Raw genomic sequence first — 17,120 nt, forward strand, 5'->3', positions numbered from 1 at the left:
TCATAATTAATAAATGCAAGTACTTAAAAAATACTGCATCCGTTACTTTATTATTTTTGCAAAAAGTTCCAAATGATCATCTACGTAGCTTGCAATCAATGCTGTGACTTGTTCTTCCATCTCTAAATAAGCTTCTTCCAACTCATCAAAAGCTTCATATTGCTCGTACATAGCCATAAATTCATCATCCGTCCGTTCCTTTTCCAAATCTTTCCGGTTGGAATCAAAGATTTTCTTAGCCTTATAAACTAATTTAGAGAATTCTTCCGCTCCCCACAAACGCATCACTTTCGCAAACGGATTATCAAAGATATAGCCACCATAGCCATTCTGAATCAATTGGCAGAATCCCCCTACCATCACCTCATCACGAAAAATCTGATATGCCAGCAAAGAATGTTGTTCTCCTGTCAGCAGAGGCATTGTTTCGGCAGTTAGTTCGCCACCGATAATCTCTTTATATTTATCTGTAAACGCTTGGATAAATTCATCCATTCCTTCACCCGCAGCCTTCTGTAAAGCAGACTCTAAAACTTCGATCATACCTTCATTTAATATTTGAAGCAACAAAGTTACAACTTTAATCCCATATCTAATAATGATACGCCTACAATCTTACTAAAAACAATTATCAATCCGTTTCATTCCTTCCGGTACGGTTTTGAAGCAAATGATACTTTAGCAAACAAGTATTGAAACGGTAGCCCGTGAAATAATATAGAATTTACCTAACGTACAAACGTAGGTTATCTACCGTGTGAATGTCCGTTACCTACCGGGCGAGCATCAACAACCTACCAGACAAAAGTCGGTCATCTGCCGGACGAACAGTTCATGAGGGACACGGGAACAGAAACGGCACCGACGAAGTGATCCGAACCGACAACGGCAGCAGCCAAAGCCATCTTCTCTGCCCAGTATTATTGCTGTTGTTTATAACAGAAATAATACTTTTACTTACTCTTCTTTACTCTTCTCTACTCTACTGGTTTTCATTGGCTTTTCCCCCTTTACTGGTGGGTGTTTCAGCGCTTTGTACACCCCTCTCCGAACACCCTCATTTTTGTATCCTTTTGAACTAAATAACGTAAGCTTTTAGCGGAATAATCCCTCTCCCCCTATTTATCTGCTGCCTAATCCTATACATGTAATCGCATCCCCAAATAAACTTCTATTAAATAAGGTATAAGCCAAATGCACCAAACTACAATGCTGAAACGATTAAAATGTCTCTTTTCTACAGGCGTTCCCTTCACATAGGTCCATATCGCCCATAACGCATGTACAAACATCAGAAGAATAGCAATCACTCCTGTCACCGTATGCATTTCGTCATGCAGATGAGTCAGTTCGGCAATATGCTCCATCAGGCTTGTACCCACCGTGTCGGCCAGCAACCCGAGAAGAAAGAAAATGATATGCCAAAACTTTAATTTCCTTTGAATACGTTCTCCCCAAACACCTATCGTATAAAACACAAGCGCAGATGAAATAACACAAATTGCCGCTATTAAATAATGTATATCTATCTGATTCAGTTCCATAAATTTTCTTTTTCTAATAACAACAAAGCACAGGATAGATAGTTCTCACGGTTTCAATCTTTCACAAATGCAATCCCGACTTTACAAACGACGAAAAAACGTAAACAGATTTGTCTCTTTTCACAAAAAAGTAATAAAAGGCGATTTGCAGAAACAAATAAATCGACTACCTTTGTGGGCGATTTAGAGAATCGTGACTACGTATTTTTAATTATATCACTTAAAAAAAGAGCTAATTATGACTTATTCACACGAAGTGGAACACATGTGTGTTGTAAAGAAGGGTCCTAACCACGGACCGGCTCCCATACCCGAAGAAGGCAAATGGGTAAAATCTAAAGAAATCGTTGATATTTCTGGTTTGACACACGGTATCGGTTGGTGCGCTCCTCAACAAGGTGCTTGTAAACTGACACTGAACGTTAAAGAAGGTATCATCCAGGAAGCCTTGATCGAAACAATCGGTTGCTCTGGTATGACTCACTCAGCTGCTATGGCTTCTGAAATTCTTCCGGGTAAAACAGTTCTTGAAGCATTAAACACTGACCTTGTTTGCGACGCTATCAACACTGCAATGCGCGAACTTTTCTTGCAAATCGTATACGGACGTACTCAATCAGCTTTCTCTGAAGGTGGTTTGATTATCGGTGCAGGTTTGGAAGACTTGGGTAAAGGTCTGCGTAGCCAAGTAGGTACTCTTTATGGTACTTTGGCTAAAGGTCCTCGTTACCTTGAAATGGCAGAAGGTTATATCAAACAAATCTTCTTGGACAAGAACGACGAAATCTGCGGATACGAATTCGTACACATGGGTAAGTTCATGGACGAAATCAAGAAAGGTACTGATGCTAACGAAGCTTTGAAGAAAGTTACAGGCACTTACGGACGCGTAACAGCAGAACAGGGAGCAGTTAAATCTATTGATCCACGTCACGAATAATATAAGGAGGAAAGAAACTATGATTAGAGAAGTAAAATTCGAAAGCCAAGACCGTCGTATCAAAGGTATCATTGAAGCCTTGAACGCTAACGGCATCAAAGACATCGAAGAAGCTAACGCTATCTGCGAAGCTGCCGGACTTGATCCTTATAAAACGTGTGAAGAAACTCAGCCTATCTGCTTTGAAAATGCAAAATGGGCTTATGTAGTAGGTACTGCTATCGCTCTTAAGAAGAACTGCACAAACGCTGCTGAAGCTGCTGAGGCTATCGGTATCGGTTTGCAAGCATTCTGTATCCCGGGTTCTGTAGCTGACGACCGTAAGGTTGGTATCGGTCATGGTAACCTGGCTGCTATGTTGCTGCGCGAAGAAACTAAATGTTTCGCTTTCCTGGCAGGTCACGAATCTTTCGCTGCTGCTGAAGGTGCTATCAAAATCGCTGCAAAAGCAGACAAAGTACGTAAAGAACCGTTGCGTTGCATCCTGAACGGTCTTGGAAAAGACGCTGCTCAGATCATCTCTCGTATCAACGGCTTTACTTATGTTCAGACTCAATTCGATTATTTCACAGGTGAACTGAAAGTTGTTCGCGAAATCGCTTACTCTGACGGCCCTCGTGCAAAAGTAAAATGTTATGGTGCTGACGACGTTCGCGAAGGTGTAGCTATCATGTGGAAAGAAGGTGTAGACGTATCTATCACAGGTAACTCTACTAACCCGACTCGTTTCCAACACCCAGTTGCTGGTACTTACAAGAAAGAACGTGTTCTTGCTGGCAAACCTTATTTCTCTGTTGCTTCTGGTGGTGGTACAGGTCGTACTCTTCACCCGGATAACATGGCTGCCGGTCCTGCTTCTTATGGTATGACTGACACAATGGGTCGTATGCACTCAGACGCTCAGTTTGCTGGTTCTTCATCAGTTCCTGCTCACGTGGAAATGATGGGATTCCTCGGTATCGGTAACAACCCGATGGTAGGATGTACAGTGGCTTGTGCTGTAGACGTGGCTACTGCTTTGAGCAAGTAATTTAAGTTACTTAATACAGATAAACTCCTGTAATCCTTATGGTTGCAGGAGTTTTTTATTTGTGGTAACTTGACTTAGATAACAGATTGAAGCACCTTGCATCACTCATTATTTGGAGTGAATGAATGGTGAATCAGTAAGGAGATAACAAGATAAATCCTGCTTTATTTAAGTCCAAACAACTCATGTAAAGAGTAGCCAATTACCCCTCAAATCAAGCCATAAACAGGTTACTTTTGCAGCCGATTTGCAGCCGAATTTGCCATTCTTAAAAAACGGCTGCAAGAATTGGCATAATCAACTATAATACAATGCGATACACTCCATATAACATTTAATTTAAAATGGAGAAACATTGTACAATGGTTTACTTTTCATTAAGAGAAAGTAAGCAAAACAAAAAAGGTCTATCACCTATTGAGGTTTCAATCACCACTAACGGAAAGAGAATCTACTTTAGTACAGGTAAACACGTACCTGCTGCTGACTGGAACAAAGAGAAGCAAGCTGTAAAAGGCAAGAGTGAAGAAGCGCAGCTAATCAACGGTTATCTGATTCAACTACGGAATAAGATATATCAAAAAGAAATTGAGCTACTCCAAAAGGGGTATCTTATCACTGCTGAACTATTAAAAGAAGCTATCACAGATAAGGTGGAAGCTCTGAACGAGAAGACTTTATTGGATGTTCTGAACGAACATAATACAGAGCGCAAAGCAATGGTAGGTAAAACTGTTGCCCCTGCCACTTATTGGGTGTTTGAATATACAGGCAGATTATTCAAAGAGTTTATTCAGAAGAAATATGAGCGTAAGGACTTATATTTAAGAGAGATAAACTTGGGCTTCATTCAAGGATTCCATGCTTTCCTTTTAGGAGAGAAGAAGATGGGACAAAACTCCTGCACCAAACATTTAAAGTTCTTAAAGAAGTTGCTAAATTTAGCTGTCGCCAACTCTTATATATCCTACAATCCTGTAAATGCTTATAAAGTAGAACGCGAACCCGTAGAAGTGGATTTCTTGGATGAAGAAGAATTGAGGAAGATTATCAACTTTGATACTCCCCTACCAAGATTGGAACGAGCTAAAGATATGTTTCTCTTTGGGTGCTTCACAGGGCTTAGCTACATTGACATTAAGACCTTGACACCAGAACACTTTGAGAAAGATAACACTGGCAGAATATGGATTAAGAAACGTAGGGTTAAGACAGGGGTTCTATCACGCATTCCCCTACTCCCCATCGCCAAACTGATATTGGATAAGTACAAAGGTGGAGAGAAATTACTCCCTATTCAAGACCCTGCGGACATCAACAAATATCTAAAGGATATAGCTATACTTTGTGGAATTAATAAACGAATTTGCTTCCACACAAGTAGGCACACCTTTGCAAGTACAATTACTTTAGCCAATAACATATCGCTGGAAGTTGTTTCTAAGATGTTAGGACATACCAATACACGAATGACTGCCCACTATGCAAAGCTGATAGACAAGTGCATAGGTGAGCAGATGGATAAACTCATGGATACGTTTACAGGAGCTTCTGATTACTAAAGCATATCCTATCCACAAATTCCTCACTTGTAGCAATGCAGGTGGGGATTATTTTTTAATTTTGCCTTAAACTAATAATTATGGAGAAGCTAAAGGAAGATTACATAAGCATTGATACTCGTTTGGAATACATGGAAGCCATAGCCGTTAAATATGTTCCAGACGTAGATATAGACCCAGCCACAGGAGAAAGATACGTCTGCGGCACTACCGCCTTACCCCTATTCATAAGAAGATACAATCAGAATGAACTATATGGTAATTTCACATACGAAGATTATATAGCCAATGAGGACATACAGAATACATTGAAAGGTTTGGGAGTTGATATAGATAAGTTCTGGTTTCTACTTCTGTTCATCTTTGACTATACTTGTGGAACGTGCTTGGACGGAATGAAAGCTACAGGCATTGGAATAGAACAACTCATCAAATTCGCCAAAGCCATAGCTGACAACCATAAGGAGATTAACCAATTTGGAGTAAGTTTTAAAAAGCCTATTACCGTCTCTGTAAAGATTGAAGGCAAGCATCAGATAGTAATTGACAATGCCAATGCAATAGGTTACTTGGCTACTATCATTGCCAACAACCTAAAAGAGATAGAGGAACATCCTTGGATGCAGAACCAACAAGTCAGCATAAGCACCCATGCAGAAGAAAAGGAATCCGTTCAGATATGGCTGTTCTATAAGATGTTCAATGACTTCTTCAATTTAGAGCCATATAATAAGCTGTTTAATGTCAGACAGAAGAAAGGAAGCACCATATCACTTAGTAAGACATTGCTCATATCAAGGCTTATCTACTTCACTAAGCTATCTAAACATAGTAAATTCTCAGATGATGAAGATGTCCTAAAAGGTTACATCAAGCAATATAAAGACAAGAGAATTGATACTGCGAACAGCATATACTTCTAATAAACTTCTGATAATTAATACAGTCCTGCTCCGTACCATTAAGAGGGTACATAAGAGCAGGACTTTTTTTCTCTCTTTTAATCCTGCCATTATATCCCATCTTTGCAGCGTCAAAACGATAGCGGACGAGCTGACAATTAAGAGGGGAAGTAAAACCACCCATTAATTTCTCTCTTTTAATCAGCCCAGAAGCAAGTAGTTTTGCAGCGTAATCAGAAAGCCAAGTGCGCATAGGTTGGACGGTTACAAAGAACTTAATTTGATAATTAAAAACAAGATGACAATGAAAACAATGACTAAGACAGCAGGAAAGACTGCAACCAGCAAATCAGTAGCTAATGCTAAAGCAGGAAAGGCAGTGCGCACTCTCAGCTTACAACAACAGTTGATTAAAGCTGAAAGAGATTTGAAGAACATAGTTAACAGACAGTTGGGAGAAACCGTTCTACACGCCCAAGAGTTAATTGTGAAACAATTAAAGCAGGCTATTGAAGAGAAGAATAGTAAAGCCCTCACACTTAAAGACGAACCTATTACATTCCAATTAACTAAAACTGAGGAGAAGGTCTCTAAGAAGATTGCCTTTGTAAAACATAACAGAAGCATTGATTCAAAGAAAGTAGATACGTTCATTGCTATTATTGACAATGGCAAATATGAAGAAGCCTATCCCATCATCGTGATAGAAGCTTCAAAACTAATAAAGGCAGGATATGTCGTAACAGATGTAAACGGTAGAGTTCTGACAGAAGAAGAGGCAGAAGGCTACTTTGTAATCTTGGACGGTCAACACAGAAGCACAGCATTTGCCAAACTAAACTCTGTCAAAGGTAATATGACTATCCCCAATGTCTTTGTTAAGGATATTAAGGATATAGGAACTTATTTGGAAGAAATCAACAGAGTTGGTAATTGGGATATGAAAGCCAAGATAGGGGTTGCTGCCTTGACATCCAAAGATGAACTCTTTGAGAATATGGCTGAACTAATCCAACAGGGATTCAATCCTACGACAGCAGGTCTGATTTATACCAAGAAGAACATTCCAGAGAAGATATTGAACAAGGTTTTAAGAAGAGAAGAATACAATCTACCAAAAGATGCCATAGTTGACATCAAGAGAGGTAACGATTTTATAACTCTATGCAAAGCTGCCAAAATCAGCGTCACATTTCTCACTAAACGTTACTTCATTAAAGGATTTAACAGTTATGCTAAAGTACATGGCGAAGAACAAGCATTCAAGGCTTTGGATAAGCTAAAACAATTAGAACTTAATGATGACAAACTAAAGAAAATAAAGGAAGATGATGATTTTCAAGCAATGCTACAAAATGCTTTAGAAGCATAATACATACTACGGAGCAAAGCCCATGTGACAGGTGGGCTTGTTCTCCCCAAGTTCTTAGAAATTCTGAATAGTCTAAAGTCTGATTACTAAATGTGTGGTCTTATCATTAGTTTCTCACTTATGGAGTTACTATCTTTACAGTACTACAAGCAGATAATCCCACCACATAGATTGACGGACTTACAAACTATTCAGAATATCTAAAATGGAAGAATTTACTTATGAGCAGATAAGAGTTAAGGCTCTTAAACAGGGAGTGAAAGATAACAAGGTTCACATTGGATTGTGGGCTAATCTTAATAACTATCTAAAGACAAGGAGAAAGAAGAATGGAAAGGTTGCTACCTATTATATCTCATTGCAGAAGTTGGCTTATTAATTCACTGATATTTAAACTGATATGATAATTCATCTGCCAACAGGAAAGAAGTTTCACAACAGAAAGGAAGCCAAGATATACTTTGGAACTGCCTACTATTACAGGATGGAACGAGAGAAGAAAGATTTAATGTTTACCAATACTATTCAATCAGCTACTAATGAATATGAAGATACCTCAAAGATACCTGCAAAACAGGACAAGTAACATTAGGCAGGATTATGCTACCATTAACAAGTCTATTGTAGATAAACTCAATCCACCCAATTTGTACAGGTTCTTCTGTCTGTCCTTATATAGAAACGACTATTATAAGGTCAGATGGAGAATCAAAGACTTAACCAAACGAACTGGAGAGAAAGAGGACGCATTAAAGAACTTCAATAAGGATATAGAGGCAGTGCTGATTAGAAAGAGATATAGGGAAGCTATCAACCATCCTCTTATAGAATTTGTAATGAGGAGCATTTACTGCATTCCACCCATTGAACATCCCAACTTCATAACACTGTCCTACCTCTTTATGACAGTGGATTTGAATATTAAAGTGAAAGGATATTATATCAAGCTCCTATTAATAGCAGAGAACAACAAGATACTGCTTACTCCTAATAAGTTGGCTGACAAATTGGGAATGGGTAAGAAGAATGTAGAGAGTTACAATCTGGAATTATATAGTGCAGGTTTGTTAAGATATATACCCAAAGGGATAGAGCTTACTCCCAATGAACTATTATTAGACAACAACATAGCCAAACAGCGCAAGGAGTGGAATCCAACCAACTCAAAAAACGTGGTTAAGATAGCTTTCAAGTCCAAATAACAGGCAAGTAGGATTTTTCGTACTGTTTATTAATATATTAAGAGATAGTACGAATAATCCCCACTCTGTCTTATTCTGACTTTAGAAGCATCTAAAGTTGAATTTCTACGATAAGGGTAAGCAGCCCTTATGAATGCTACTTCGTAATGACAATTTTAAACCATCAGAGTAATGCACAAGACACCCCTACCCACATAAACACCCCCTCATAGCTCTTAAATAAAAAGAATGCTTTAGAAATGCAGTCTGATAGTTGGCAGGAATAAGCATTCTTATTAATCCAAGAGCAGGCACGATGCACTATTGCCATAGCTAACCAATAATTTACTAATGCTCCTCATTTCCTTTGAAAGAATCTTTAGGGAAAGACATAGGACAGCCTAAGATACAAGCGAAGAAATTCACTTGTGTTTTAGGTTTGTTCCTATTAAATCCATTCAATCAATAACCATTTAATTCAATTTCATTATGAGAGATTTAGTAATTATGCCAGCTATGGCACAGCGTAGAGAATCATTAAACATGGGTGAGTTTGCAGAAGAAGCAATCATTGTGGAAGAAGTAGCAGCACCCAAGAGAGTAAACCATTTCATTGAAGCCAACACGCAGGAAGTAACCTTACAGCACTTACAGCAAGACTGCATCATTCCAAGTTTTGCATCAATGGAGGAAACCATAAGCCACCAATCCTTTATAGGTGCAGTAGTAGATGCAGCTAAGGATTACTTTCATGGAGAACAGTTTGATATGCCAGAGATTAGAATCTCACACCCTATCAATGGCAGAATACCAAGTGCATTAGGTAAGAAAGCATCTGAATTGACAGACGAAGAGAAAACTTTGTTCTATCAGAGAATGTGTTTCTGTTTTGAAATTCCATCCATTGTACATGATGAATACGGTAATCGTTTAGCGTTATCCATTGGTGGAGTGAGAGCATATAACGAGATTAACCTATACAGTAAGAAGTCTGTTGAGAGATTTAAAATCTTCATAGGCTTTCGTAATCGTGTGTGCTCAAATTTAATGCTTACTACTGACGGCTTGCAGGATAAGATAGAAGTCCTAAGCGTACAGGAACTATATGCAGCAGCATTGAATCTGTTCCATGCTTACAACCCATCCAAAGACCTGCATCTGTTAAGGACACTTGGGCAGATGTCAATCTCAACGAGTGAGTTCTGCCAGATAATAGGCAGGATGAGATTATATCAAGCTCTTACACCCAACCAACAGAAACGCTTACCTCGTCTATTGTTGGGAGACAGTCAAATTAATGCAGCTTGTAGAGCATTCGTTTCTGATGTGAATTTCAAGAGTACTGGGGACAGCATTACAGGCTGGCAGCTCTTAAACCTGCTCAATGGTTCTGTAAAGTCAAGTTACATTGATAACTTCTTGGAGAGGAATCTTAACTGTACAGAGTTTGTACAAGGCATTCAACGTGCCAAATTAGGAGATAGTGAATACGCTTGGTTCTTGGGCTGAGTGGATTGTTGATTGAGAGAGGAAGGGACATCATTAAGTTGGTGTCCTTTCTTTATTTCTACCAACTTATTAAACATTGTACATTATGGATATAGATTATACTGTGGGTGAAGTGGAACTGTCCTACAAACCAAAATTTAAAAGTCTGCATCAAGTAACTTGTTCAGAGGATGCTTATAAATACTTGCTTCCTACCTATAAGGAGGGTACAATCTGTTACAAAGAATACTTCAAAGTACTGTTTCTTAACCAAGCCAAGCAAGTTTTAGGTTACACTCTTATATCAGAGGGTGGAATTACTGAAACTTGTGCTGATATAAGAGTAATTCTACAAGCTGCATTGCTCACCAATTCAGTAGCCATTATCCTTGCACATAATCATCCAAGCGGTAATCTGAAACCAAGCAGGCAGGATATGGAGATTACTAAGCAGGTCAAGAATGCAGCCCAACTTATGAGGATTACAGTTTTAGACCACCTCATATTAACAGATGCAGGATATTACAGCTTCTCTGACGAGGGAGAATTATAATAAGGTAAATGGCACTCAATTTTTAAGTTGGGTGTCCTTATCATATTCACTTTGATAATTAGTGAATGTTCCTTTAGTAATCAGTGAGTTAGTAAATCCAACTCAGAATTAATATTCACTTCTATTCATTTCATTATAAAACAGAACATTATGTCACTTAAATATTCAAGCACAACGGCAGACTATCTTGTTTGGTCTGATGCAATGAACCTCATAAGGAAGTTAGCCAAAGACGAGAATTATAAAATCTCACTCCTTATAGCTTTAGGATGCTTCACAGGATTAAGAATATCTGATATTCTATCTCTAAGATGGAAGCAGATATTAGATACTGACGAGTTTACAGTAATTGAACAAAAGACAGGCAAGGTAAGGACTATCAGACTAAACCCACAATTACAACATCATATTAAAGAGTGCTACGAGCATATAAATCCAGTTGGAATCAATGCGCCAATCCTTATCAGTCAGAAAGGCACTATCTTCACAATTCAGAGAATCAATATCATTCTTAAAGAGGTGAAGAAGAAGTACAGGCTAAAGATTAAGAACTTTAGCTGCCATTCTCTTAGAAAGACTTTTGGTAGACAGGTCTATAACATGAACAGTGATAATGCTGAACTTGCTTTAGTAAAGCTGATGGAACTGTTCAACCATAGTTCTGTTGCCATTACTAAAAGATACTTGGGATTAAGGCAGGAAGAAATCTTACAGACTTATGACTGTTTGAGCTTCTAATTGATTGGGACAGGATTATTAAGATACATCTTTATAGTGGTCTGAATGGTTCTGTCCCAAATCAATGAAATATTGAGCTTAGATACATCTAAAGCCCAATCTTGACAGTTTGGCATTTCAGCCTTATAGAAGTAATGCAATTCCATTAGTTTACAGAGTTTATAACTATCTCAACTCTTATTAATCATGTTACAGGTAGCACTTCTTGAATATCCAACAATATGCTGACCTAAAGATAATAATTCAAGGTAGGTAAGAATATTCAGAATTTAGTCCTTATATGGGGAGAAGTGAATTTGATACCCACATGGATTTAGAGAGTTCAGATGCAATTCTGCTTAAATATCTTATTCAGACTATGTTTGAGGGCATAGAATTTACTATTAATCCACACTTCATGCCTATTAATTTAGAACCTTTCATTATCTTTGCATCAATTCCAATGAACTAATGCGTTAGGGAGTTGGAAGGACATAGTTAACGAAAGGTGTTATTGAAATTATCTTCTACTGACAAATTCTCGCAAAATTTGAAATGGAGTGAAGATGATAGCAGTAGCACCCACACTTGGATATATACCTACCTCATAGTTGCGAGGTTTCTATATGCCCTTTGGTGTGGGTCGCTATTGTTTTATCTACTCCAAAGGCAATGCGAGAAGCCCGTCAGTAAGATAAAGCAAATAGTGTTCCCACATCTTTTTTATTTATGCTCATCTTTGGGAACAGATGAGCGCAAATATCCTAATTATGACTAAAATGCAATATAATGGGGAAGACCCCAAATTATCAGAATTCTTTGTTATCCTTATAGTTCTGGTAGTAATTGGAATAGCAGCATGGCTGTTCTCTTAATAATTGAAAGGCATACTATGAATAATATATTTGCCAGACTATTCTGTTCTAAGAATCATTCAACAAGTGATGAAGCATACAATATTGTTGAGAGCATGGCTAAAGCAAAACCGCTATACAAAGAGCTTATCAAACAAGCTCACCCAGACAAACACCCCAACAATAAAGATGTAGCAGAGGAACTAACAGCAATGATTAATAACAACAGATTCAATTACAGAGAACTCTTAAAGATTAAGGATTTAGTAAATGATAAATTAGTGTAATATGAATATTGTCGATTTCTTTAAAAACTTACTCAATTCTTTAGTAGGTACTTCATTGGAGCGAATGAAGTTGATAAATACGATGAATCAAACTTTCAAAGACAGCTATTGTTCTGGTGCGTTAGATAGATTCTGCAAAGTCTCTATAACAGTTGGAGATACAAACTATGCGCATGAAATGAGTGCATTCTTTTTAAGAAGTGGATTTAAAATCTCCATAGAGAACGATAATAATATAAAGGATTCTGAATTTAGAGATATATCTCAATACATATTATCAAACAAACCTTTCATAAGACAACTGATGACTTTAGGATTTGATACTCTTATCGTAACAGGTAAAACTTCAAGAAAGGGAATGCAATATTGTTTAAAAAGTTATACGCAATTAGGAGGTTTCTCATTAGAATAAATCATCATGTGGCATTCAGTTATAGACATTTACTCAATACATATCAGCAGACTATATGGCAGTTTGCATAATAAAGAACTTATTCAAGGATTAATAGCACAAACATTTACTATTGAGAGAAAAGATATTAGTAAATGGTACTCACCTCATAACAATATGCAGGAAACTCAAAGATTACACCTTGAACATAAGTTGCTTTTTACTAATGGAAAGATTGCGAGTTGTGACACAATAAGCTATCTAAATGGATTTCAATCAAGACTTTACACAAGAACATTTGAAGGCAGCAAAGTACATATTAAAGAATATATGCTTAAAGGATATATGAATCCACAGCCAGCTCCAACTCATGAAGGTTCTACTATTGAGAATATAACTCGTTATATTAAAGACACAGAAAAGGAAGGACAGTTAGCAGGCAGAACAATAGTATCTGATTGGGATGATAACGGTGTAAAGAAACAAGCTATCGTTAAATATAATCATTTAGGACATATAATCTTATATGACTCTTGGTGGAATGGCAAGAGAATAAAGAAAGAGTTTGAATATCAATACGACAATCATAATAATTGGGTAGAATGTAAAGAATATCATGATGGCAACTACGTGAACTTACATTTATGTCAATATAAGTACAAATGAGAGCGATTGAGAGAAAAGTTTACATATTACTAACTAAAGAACAATTTAATAATGAAAACTTTAAGATTAATTGGAATGACCTTGTTAATGGTCATGTTGGCTGTAAACTTTACAGCTTGTAGCGATGATGAAGAAGAACAGACAATCATTGACCAAGCCAACCTTATAGGTAAATGGCAGTCCACTTGGGAGAAGGTTCACAAAGTGGAGAATGGCAAGGAAGTTGTCACCTCTGATGAAGCCTACACCAATGGCTTATGGGAGTTCAAAGCTGACGGTACTTGCACAGAAGGCTATGCGGACGGTGGATATACAGAAACAAGTCGCTGGTCTTTGAAAGGCAATAAGCTGACTATCTCTTACGATGACGGTTATTCGGATGTCCTTACTATCAATGAGCTTACAGCTAATAAATTGGTTCTCGCCTTTGAGGATTGGGATAATACGGATGACGGTGGTTTAGAGTTAGACGATATTACTACGACCACCTACAAGAAGATTAACTAATTGCCAAACTAATTTAAGGCAGGGCAGCATTTGAGGGAACTCTTATGCTGCTTCTCTTTTATAGAATGTTCCACAACACCCCATTCGCAAGAATATAACAACCAAAGCATTGCTATTAAAAGAGGAATGATTACCTTTGTCTTAAACTCATAATCAAACAAATTATGGAATACATCAACGAATTTCACAAAGAATGGATAGAACGCACTCGTCAATCAATAGCCTCTTGGAGCAAGCGACCTGCATCGCCAGAAGAAGTAAGGAAGCAGCAGGAGAAACTGAATCAACAGAGGGCTATAAGAGAAGACAAACAGAAGAACTGATAAAGTTTGCCAATGACAATGGTCTATGGATTGACTTATCACACCTCAATATTACTTATATGGATAGAGGTGGTGAGAATGAAGTGTTCCATGATGGTAATGTGTCTGTTGTAAAATTAAATAACTTTGAGTACGCAGGGGATGATTTAGAGAACTTCTTCATCCGCATTGCTGCACATAACAAGTTCTTTGGCAATGTGCCTTATCAAATGATAGGCTTCGCTTATAACAGTCAGCAAGAATTTTGCGCAGTTCTCGTACAACCTTATATATTAGCTGAACGAGAAGCTACGGAAGACGAGATAGCTGCTTATATGCAAGCATTAGGCTTTGAAATGGACTATTACGACGAATACCATAATTCGGATTATGAAGTGTTTGATGCAGTTCCCAATAATGTACTTTATGGCATAGACGGAGATTTATACTTCATTGACACGCAAATTAGATTACGGTCTTAACTCCATTTGGAGTACTCTCATCTAAAGGGTAACGCATAGGCATTTGCCCATGATGCAGCCCTTTTTGATAATTCGTTCTTTTATTTACTAACAAGGAGTTTACCCATTGCTATTATAGCATTGATTAATAACAGCTTGCAAATACTTACAGGGATGCTGTGTCGCTGCTTCTTACGGTATGACGGATACGATGGGTCGTATGCACTCTGATGCACAGTTCGCTGGTTCTTCATCAGTTCCTGCTCACGTAGAAATGATGGGATTCCTAGGAATTGGTAACAACCCGATGGTAGGATGTACAGTAGCTTGTGCGGTTGATGTTGCTCAGGCTTTAGGTAAGTAATTCAGGTTACTTTATATAGATAAAGAACTCCTGTAATCGTTAAGATTACAGGAGTTCTTTTTATTTGTAATAATTTGATATGGATAAATTTATTCAGAAATGTATTACTTCATATAAACCATATCATCTTTTCTTTCTCCTTTATACCAATCAGTGTTTGATTTACATCCACTTTCAACCCACTTTGAATACCCTCCAGACACTATTTAAACTGGACAAATAGGTAGCTTTTAACTTGAATATACAAATATAAACCTGAAAGAGCAAATAATGTAGCTAATTCGAGAACTTTTGTATGACTTCACCTGTTTACATAACAGATACTAAAATATTATACAACAATGCTACTCACATTCTTAAATACACTTGCCACTATTATCAGTGTTATTAGTCTACTAATTGTCACTTACGGAGTATTAGTCTGCTTCATCGCCTTTTTACGCAATGAAATAAAACGATTCAACGGAACATATACGGTTAACAATATACGGCAGTTGAGGGCGGATTTTGGCACTTACCTTTTGCTTGGATTGGAATTTCTAATTGCTTCCGACATACTAAAAACTGTGGTTGATCCAACGTTGGACGAATTGGCAATCCTGGGTGGAGTGGTTGTAGTAAGAACTGTGCTTTCTGTATTTTTGAATAAAGAGATCAAAGAATTGGCCAAAAATGATTCAGCGAAAGAAATATAGCATATCGCCGCACAACTAAGTTTCTCCAAAGCCATATCTTTTTTATTGCCTGATATTTCTATTTTGCCTACCTTTGTACGGGAAACATTTACACACTGACTGGCAAGGAATAGAAACACGTCAAAAAAAATGGGAATTACACATCTATCTATTGAGCTTACACTTGATCTGATTGCGTTAATTATAGGAATCATCCTTATTATACGTGCTAAAGACAATTATCCGAAATTATATTGGGGAATTATAGCAACCGGCATCGGCATTATGTTTTCATGGGAAAATATCGGATGGTTGACAATTGTCACAGACACTCCGGAATACAACTTCACAGAATTGCTCAACATAGAGAAAATGCTCAAATGGTATGCTTTAGCAAATATTGTAGCCCTGTTCCCTATCGCTTCTTTATCGCCGGGCTATCTGAACCATTTCAGGATATTTACTTTTCTGTTATTACCTATCATTACGATAACGGTAGGAATCAGTTATTTAGGTTTCAATGGGAATATCACCCCCATCCACTCCATAGATGAAATTATTCCGAATATCCATCAAATAGATGTCAAGCTTAGGGCTTGCATATTCCTGTTATCCGTTTTTACCCCACTCGTTCTTCTTATTTATCCGATGATGAATAACAAGACCTACCGCAGGATAAATAATAACATGTATCTATTCATCGGTTTTCTATTCGTATTTTTAGGGATATACATTTTGTTCACTCTAAATATCAATGAATTTGTTTTCAATCTGTTCGGCATTATGGCAATCGTTTTTACGGTCTTATTCTCCATACAATATTTACGTTATGAGAATCCGTTTTCGAACCATATAAACATGATTCATAATGCAAAGAATACGGAAAGCACTATAATGCTACAAGCTGGAAAGCCATCTCCTACTCTCCCGCTCTTCTCAACGATTGAAGCCTATCTTCAGGAACAGCATCCCTATACCGATCAACGGTATAATATAGAACTTTTAGCCAAGTCCCTGAATAAACAGGAACATGATATTTCAGCAGCAATCAAAAGTCAGGGCTTTACAGGTTTCCGGGAATACATTAATTATCTTCGATTGGAATATTTCAGACAGTTAGCCGCCGAAAATCCAAAGAGTAATGTAAAAGAACTTATGTTTGCATGCGGTTTCACCTCCCGGGCAACTTTCTATCGTAACTTTTCAGAAAAGTATGGTGTATCACCCAGTAAATTCATTGAGAATCAAAGAGTAGAACAATAATTTCTTTTTTTAAAAGCACAATTCTTAATAGTAAAAAGTGTCTCATTTCAGGAATGAGACAC

Annotated in this window: 20 protein-coding genes and 1 pseudogene; 19 read left to right on the forward strand and 2 right to left on the reverse strand. The window is 37.5% G+C overall.

The genetic code is table 11. From position 1 onward, the window contains the following. Nucleotides 1-42 precede the first annotated feature (42 nt). Together BSCG_RS23130 and BSCG_RS23125 are read right to left on the reverse strand one after the other, a co-directional pair. Nucleotides 43-543 (reverse strand): DMP19 family protein, encoded by a 501-nt coding sequence (locus BSCG_RS23130; RefSeq protein WP_004310795.1) that lies wholly within the window; start codon nucleotides 541-543, stop codon nucleotides 43-45. Between the two features lie 596 nt (nucleotides 544-1,139). Then, nucleotides 1,140-1,544, reverse strand: coding sequence for an HsmA family protein (locus BSCG_RS23125; protein WP_004310794.1), 405 nt, complete (start codon nucleotides 1,542-1,544; stop codon nucleotides 1,140-1,142). 238 nt (nucleotides 1,545-1,782) lie between these two features. On the opposite strand from BSCG_RS23125, the gene BSCG_RS23120 reads away from it, so the two are divergent. The 19 genes and pseudogenes from BSCG_RS23120 to BSCG_RS23040 all read left to right on the forward strand — a co-directional run bounded on the left by BSCG_RS23120 (nucleotide 1,783) and on the right by BSCG_RS23040 (nucleotide 17,058). After that, nucleotides 1,783-2,484 (forward strand): iron-sulfur cluster assembly scaffold protein, encoded by a 702-nt coding sequence (locus BSCG_RS23120; RefSeq protein WP_004296942.1) that lies wholly within the window; start codon nucleotides 1,783-1,785, stop codon nucleotides 2,482-2,484. A gap of 19 nt (nucleotides 2,485-2,503) precedes the next feature. Continuing rightward, nucleotides 2,504-3,514: a GGGtGRT protein gene (locus BSCG_RS23115; RefSeq protein WP_004310793.1), complete on the forward strand. Its 1,011-nt coding sequence runs from the start codon at nucleotides 2,504-2,506 to the stop codon at nucleotides 3,512-3,514. A gap of 344 nt (nucleotides 3,515-3,858) precedes the next feature. Beyond that, nucleotides 3,859-5,076, forward strand: a complete 1,218-nt coding sequence (locus tag BSCG_RS23110; RefSeq protein WP_004310792.1) for a site-specific integrase — start codon at nucleotides 3,859-3,861, stop codon at nucleotides 5,074-5,076. Nucleotides 5,077-5,156: 80 nt separating this feature from the next. Beyond that, nucleotides 5,157-5,999 (forward strand): hypothetical protein, encoded by an 843-nt coding sequence (locus BSCG_RS23105; RefSeq protein WP_004310791.1) that lies wholly within the window; start codon nucleotides 5,157-5,159, stop codon nucleotides 5,997-5,999. Between the two features lie 283 nt (nucleotides 6,000-6,282). Then, entirely contained in the window at nucleotides 6,283-7,350 is a 1,068-nt protein-coding gene (locus BSCG_RS23100) for a hypothetical protein (protein WP_004310790.1), read from the forward strand. Nucleotides 7,351-7,555: 205 nt separating this feature from the next. After that, entirely contained in the window at nucleotides 7,556-7,729 is a 174-nt protein-coding gene (locus tag BSCG_RS29875) for a hypothetical protein (protein WP_008144210.1), read from the forward strand. Nucleotides 7,730-7,750: 21 nt separating this feature from the next. Continuing rightward, nucleotides 7,751-7,936, forward strand: coding sequence for a hypothetical protein (locus BSCG_RS30355; protein ID WP_004310789.1), 186 nt, complete (start codon nucleotides 7,751-7,753; stop codon nucleotides 7,934-7,936). Further along, nucleotides 7,896-8,552, forward strand: coding sequence for a hypothetical protein (locus BSCG_RS23090; protein ID WP_032849315.1), 657 nt, complete (start codon nucleotides 7,896-7,898; stop codon nucleotides 8,550-8,552). The genes BSCG_RS30355 and BSCG_RS23090 overlap by 41 nt, the downstream gene beginning before the upstream one ends. Nucleotides 8,553-9,020: 468 nt before the next feature. Then, complete coding sequence (locus BSCG_RS23085; protein WP_004310787.1) at nucleotides 9,021-10,040, forward strand: DUF3871 family protein; 1,020 nt, start codon at nucleotides 9,021-9,023, stop codon at nucleotides 10,038-10,040. 85 nt (nucleotides 10,041-10,125) lie between these two features. Further along, a complete protein-coding gene (locus BSCG_RS23080) occupies nucleotides 10,126-10,572 on the forward strand; it encodes a JAB domain-containing protein (protein WP_032849316.1) in 447 nt (148 codons plus the stop codon). A 150-nt stretch (nucleotides 10,573-10,722) separates the two neighbouring features. Next, nucleotides 10,723-11,310, forward strand: coding sequence for a tyrosine-type recombinase/integrase (locus BSCG_RS23075; RefSeq protein WP_004310785.1), 588 nt, complete (start codon nucleotides 10,723-10,725; stop codon nucleotides 11,308-11,310). A gap of 871 nt (nucleotides 11,311-12,181) precedes the next feature. After that, complete coding sequence (locus BSCG_RS23070; RefSeq protein WP_004310784.1) at nucleotides 12,182-12,430, forward strand: hypothetical protein; 249 nt, start codon at nucleotides 12,182-12,184, stop codon at nucleotides 12,428-12,430. Nucleotide 12,431: 1 nt separating this feature from the next. Then, nucleotides 12,432-12,842 (forward strand): hypothetical protein, encoded by a 411-nt coding sequence (locus tag BSCG_RS23065; protein WP_004310783.1) that lies wholly within the window; start codon nucleotides 12,432-12,434, stop codon nucleotides 12,840-12,842. 6 nt (nucleotides 12,843-12,848) lie between these two features. After that, nucleotides 12,849-13,487, forward strand: a complete 639-nt coding sequence (locus tag BSCG_RS23060; protein ID WP_004310782.1) for a hypothetical protein — start codon at nucleotides 12,849-12,851, stop codon at nucleotides 13,485-13,487. 51 nt (nucleotides 13,488-13,538) lie between these two features. Next, nucleotides 13,539-13,994 carry a lipocalin family protein gene (locus BSCG_RS23055; RefSeq protein ID WP_005923901.1) on the forward strand — a complete coding sequence of 152 codons (456 nt, stop codon included), beginning with the start codon at nucleotides 13,539-13,541 and terminating at the stop codon, nucleotides 13,992-13,994. Between the two features lie 193 nt (nucleotides 13,995-14,187). Continuing rightward, a complete protein-coding gene (locus BSCG_RS23050; protein ID WP_005832800.1) occupies nucleotides 14,188-14,778 on the forward strand; it encodes a hypothetical protein in 591 nt (196 codons plus the stop codon). A 166-nt stretch (nucleotides 14,779-14,944) separates the two neighbouring features. Then, nucleotides 14,945-15,121, forward strand: a pseudogene (locus tag BSCG_RS28540) (GGGtGRT protein); the annotation flags it as partial. Nucleotides 15,122-15,462: 341 nt separating this feature from the next. After that, on the forward strand, nucleotides 15,463-15,816 hold the full coding sequence (locus BSCG_RS23045) for a DUF1622 domain-containing protein (protein WP_008774934.1): 354 nt from the start codon (nucleotides 15,463-15,465) through the stop codon (nucleotides 15,814-15,816). A 129-nt stretch (nucleotides 15,817-15,945) separates the two neighbouring features. Continuing rightward, nucleotides 15,946-17,058 carry an AraC family transcriptional regulator gene (locus BSCG_RS23040; protein WP_004325522.1) on the forward strand — a complete coding sequence of 371 codons (1,113 nt, stop codon included), beginning with the start codon at nucleotides 15,946-15,948 and terminating at the stop codon, nucleotides 17,056-17,058. Nucleotides 17,059-17,120 lie beyond the last annotated feature (62 nt).

The sequence above is a fragment of the Bacteroides sp. 2_2_4 genome, from assembly GCF_000157055.1.
In the GTDB taxonomy this organism is placed as follows: Bacteria; Bacteroidota; Bacteroidia; order Bacteroidales; family Bacteroidaceae; genus Bacteroides; species Bacteroides ovatus.